We start from the raw sequence: 400 nt of genomic DNA, 5'->3' as shown, positions 1-400 counted from the left end.
ATATTGCCGGATTTCTCCGCGTCATCGCTGGCACTCTGCACGGCATTGGCTGCCGTCTTGGCATTCTCGGCGCTCGAATGCACCTGCTCGGTGAGCTCGTTGAGCGCGGCCGCGGTCTCTTCGAGCTGGGCCGCCTGCTGTTCTGTGCGCTTGGAGAGATCATTGGCGCTGGCGCTGATCTCGCCGGTGCCGTTGCCGATGGCGACGACGGCGGAGTTGACCATGCGGACGGTCTCTTCGAGACTTTCGAGCGCGCTGTTGAAATTGCTCTTCAGGCTGCGATATTCGCCCGGGAAATCCGCGTCGATGCGGAAGGCGAGATCGCCGCTCGACAGTTTTTCCAGCGCGCGGCCAACTTCGGCGACGATGAACTGCTGGGTGCGGACGCCTTCGGCGCGGT

At 63.2% G+C, this 400-nt stretch carries 1 protein-coding gene; it reads right to left on the bottom strand.

What is annotated here, in order from left to right:
- A partial coding sequence (locus tag AC1D0P_RS31035; RefSeq protein ID WP_477680237.1) for a HAMP domain-containing protein occupies positions 1-400 on the bottom strand: 400 nt, incomplete at both ends.

This window comes from Polaromonas sp. P1_G2 (assembly GCF_056405515.1).
This window is presented reverse-complemented; position numbering and strand designations above follow the sequence as displayed.